The sequence below is a fragment of the Paraconexibacter sp. genome (assembly GCF_041602235.1).
Classification (GTDB): Bacteria; Actinomycetota; Thermoleophilia; order Solirubrobacterales; family Solirubrobacteraceae; genus Paraconexibacter.
Genome location: NZ_JBFIGP010000358.1, coordinates 1 through 3,320 on the forward strand (window position 1 = coordinate 1; position 3,320 = coordinate 3,320).

Sequence of the window (3,320 nt, forward strand, 5' to 3'; positions counted from 1 at the left end):
GGCGCTGCTCGACCTCGACGCGGGCAGGGCGGCCTACCTCAACTGGGCGGGCGGGCCGGACGGATACGCCGCCCAGGCCGGGCTGTGGTTCAACCCGCCGGTCCCCGTCGAGCTCGCCGAGGGCGCCGCCGACGTGCTCCTGGTCAACGAGCGGATCGTCGAGCAGCCGTGGATCTTCTCGCTGCTCCCCTGCGACAGGTCGCTGCGGATCGCCGACGTCGGAGGGAGCGAGAGCACGGTCGCGCTCTCCCTGGCGACCCTCGGTCACGCCGTCGAGGTGATCGACCCGCGCGGCTACCCCGTCGAGCACCCCAACCTGACCGTGCACCCCTGTCGCCTGGACGAGTACGCCGGTCCCGGAGGCTGGGATGCCGTCGTGTGCCTGTCGGCGGTGGAGCACTTCGGCCTGGAGCACTACGGGCAGGACGGCTCCGACTCCCGCGAGGACCTGGCGGCCCTGCAGCACCTGCGCGCGCACATCGCAGCACAGGGACGCCTCCTCCTCACGGTGCCCCACGGTCCCGAGTTCGTCGTCGCCGGGTTCGAGCGCGTCTACGACCACGGCGCGCTCGACGAGCTCCTGCGCGGCTGGCAGGTGCGGTCGCGCACGGTGGTGCAGCGTGCCTCCCGGACCGCCTGGGAGCGACTCGCTCCGGACGAGCACCCGCAGGCGCGGGCCGTCGCCATGATCGAGGCGACACCGCAACTCTGACGGGGTCTTTCCGCTCTCCCCCATGATGGCGTTCTCGGCACGACGCTCGCTGCGACCGGCCCTCTGCGCGTGGGGAGCCTGGGCGGTGCTCTGCGCCCCCGCCGACGCGCGCGTGGTGGCCGTCGCCGACGGCACGTCCTCCCTGACCCTGGTCAACGCCGTCACCAACCAGGTCGGCACCCGTATCGCGCTCGGCGGGAGGACCGTCGGCGTCGCCGCGGCACCCGACGGCTCGCGTACCTACGTCGCCGCCGGTCGCCGCCTGCTCGCCATCGACCTCACGACGCGCCGCGTCGTGTCCGTCCTGGCCCTCGCACGGCGTCCCGTCGCCCTGGCGATCTCCGACGACGGGACGCGCCTGTTCACCTCCCGTCCCGGCGGTATCGACGTCGTCGACGCCGCGACGTTCCAGCTGGTCCGGGCGGTCGTGATCCCGCGGTCCTCCCCCGGACCACTCGCCGTGAGCCCGGACGGGACGAGGGTCCTCACCGTCACCGGTCGTCGACAGGTCGGCATCGTCGACGTGCCGTCGGGGAGGTTCGTCCGGCGCCTGACCCTGGCCGGCGCCACAGGGGTCTCCTTCGGGCCGCGGGGCGATGTCGCCCGCGTGCTGACCGTGGGGTCCAAGGGCACCCGGCTCGTGAGCGTGGACGTGCGACGGCGCCGGGTCGGCCGCCGCATCCGGCTGCGTGCCGGTGTCGGCGGTGGCGTGGCGATCACGCGGGACGGCCGGCGTGCGATCCTCGGCGCCGCGCCGGGCAAGCGCGTGACCGCCGTCGTGGACCTCGCATCAGGTCGCACGCTCGCCCGGGTCGCGGCCGGTCGCGGACCGGGCTTCCCCGCCACCTCGCCGGACGCCGCGCGCTTCTACGTCGCCGATCGCAGCTCGCGGACCCTCTCGGTCTTCGGCGCCACCTCCCTGCGCCGTCTCACCGCGCGACGTCTGGGGCGCAGGTCGCGGCCGGTCGCCGTCGCCGTCCAGCCGGGGGTCGCGACGATCACGGGCACCGAGGGACCCGACAGGCTGAGCGGCAGCCGGCTGTCGGATCGCATGCTCGGGCTCGGCGGCGATGACGTGCTCAACGGTGGACGCGGACGGGACAGCCTGTTCGGCGGCGCAGGCAACGACAGCCTCGTCGGCGGCCCGTCCAACGACGTCCTGTACGGCGAGAGCGAGGACGACCGGCTGAGCGGACAGGCGGGCGACGACACGCTGATCGGCGGGCCGGGACAGGACGCGGGCTTCGGAGGAACCGGGAACGACACGCTGGAGGGCGGCGCGGACAACGACTTCCTCGACGGGGGCGACGGCGACGACACGATCCTCGGCGGCCCCGGCGACGACAAGATCGTGGAGGCGGGGTTCGGGAACGATCCGCTCCTCGACGGTGGCCCCGGGAACGACTTCATCGACGGCGGCCGGGGCACCGACCGGCTGCTCGGCGGTGACGGCAACGACCAGCTCTTCGCCGGCCCGGGGTCCGAGACGCTCGACGCCGGGCACGGCGACGACCTCGCCGACGGTGGCACCGGGAACGACCAGGTGTTCGGGCGCGAGGGCGACGACGACCTCAAGGGCGACGCGGGCAGGGACAAGCTGTACGGGGCCGCGGGCGACGACATCCTCGACGGCGGCTCGTCGGACGACTACCTGTCGGGGGGTGACGGGTCCGACGAGATCGTCGCCGGCCCGGGCGCCGATCGCGTCAACGCCGGTCGCGGCAACGACGTGATCCGGGTGGCCGACGAGGACCGCGACGTCGTCGACTGCGGCACCGGGCGCGACACGGTCTACGTGGAGATCACGAGCCCGTCTCGCGACGTCCTGAGCCGGTGCGAGACGGTCATCCCCATCCCGCCCGAGCCGGCCAACGACGCTCCGCCGAGCAGCACCACGATCCGTGGCACCCCGGGCGACGACACGCTCACCGGGACGCCGGGCCCGGACACCATGCTCGGGGGCGACGGCATCGACCGGCTGTTCGGCGTCGAGGGCGACGACTACGTGGACGGCGAGAACGGCAACGACGAGCTGCACGGAGGGCCGGGTGACGACCGCGTCCACGGACGAGGGGACGACGACGTGATCTTCGGTGGCGACGGTGACGACTACATCACCGGCGACCGTGGACGGGACCGCATCGACGGTGGCCCGGGCAACGACGCGATCTTCGGGAACATCGACCCGGACCTGATCCAGGGCGGGGACGGGGACGACCGCGTCAACGTCGTCGGCGGGGGTGTCGATCACGTCGCGTGCGGACCCGGCGTCGACACCGTGTTCGCGGACGCCTCGGACGTGGTGGCGGCGGACTGCGAGTTCGTGCGGCGGTGAGCGCCGCGGGCGGCCCGAGGACCGCCCGCACCTGCTGTACCGCCGTATTCAGCGCCGAGCGATCACGGACCGACGACCGACTGCACCTGGACGGCGGTGAGCTTCAGGTCCTCCGCCTGGAGCGTCTCACCAGCCTGCTCGGTGCAGCGCAGACCGATCGACGTGCCGTCGGCGACGTCCTTGACGATCGCCATCAGCGCCACCGCTTCGTTCTGGCTCGTCGCGGTGTTGGCGCCCAGCGCGTTGCGCGCTTCATCGAGCACCGTCGCGCCC

At 73.5% G+C, this 3,320-nt stretch carries 3 protein-coding genes; 2 read left to right on the forward strand and 1 reads right to left on the reverse strand.

Features of this window, described 5'->3' with window-relative positions; genetic code table 11:
- A partial coding sequence (locus ABYE80_RS18800; RefSeq protein ID WP_372791849.1) for a class I SAM-dependent methyltransferase occupies positions 1-712 on the forward strand: 712 nt, incomplete at its 5' end.
- A 22-nt stretch (positions 713-734) separates the two neighbouring features.
- Positions 735-3,047, forward strand: a complete 2,313-nt coding sequence (locus ABYE80_RS18805; protein ID WP_372791850.1) for a hypothetical protein — start codon at positions 735-737, stop codon at positions 3,045-3,047.
- A 62-nt stretch (positions 3,048-3,109) separates the two neighbouring features.
- On the opposite strand, the gene ABYE80_RS18810 is transcribed toward ABYE80_RS18805, so the two are convergent.
- The coding region (locus ABYE80_RS18810; protein WP_372791851.1) for a hypothetical protein at positions 3,110-3,320 on the reverse strand (211 nt) is incomplete at its 5' end.

Bases quoted from the DNA above. Each gene is read 5' to 3' on its own strand.
- ABYE80_RS18805 (WP_372791850.1), top strand. From the start codon at position 735: ATGATGGCGTTCTCGGCACGACGCTCGCTGCGACCGGCCCTCTGCGCG.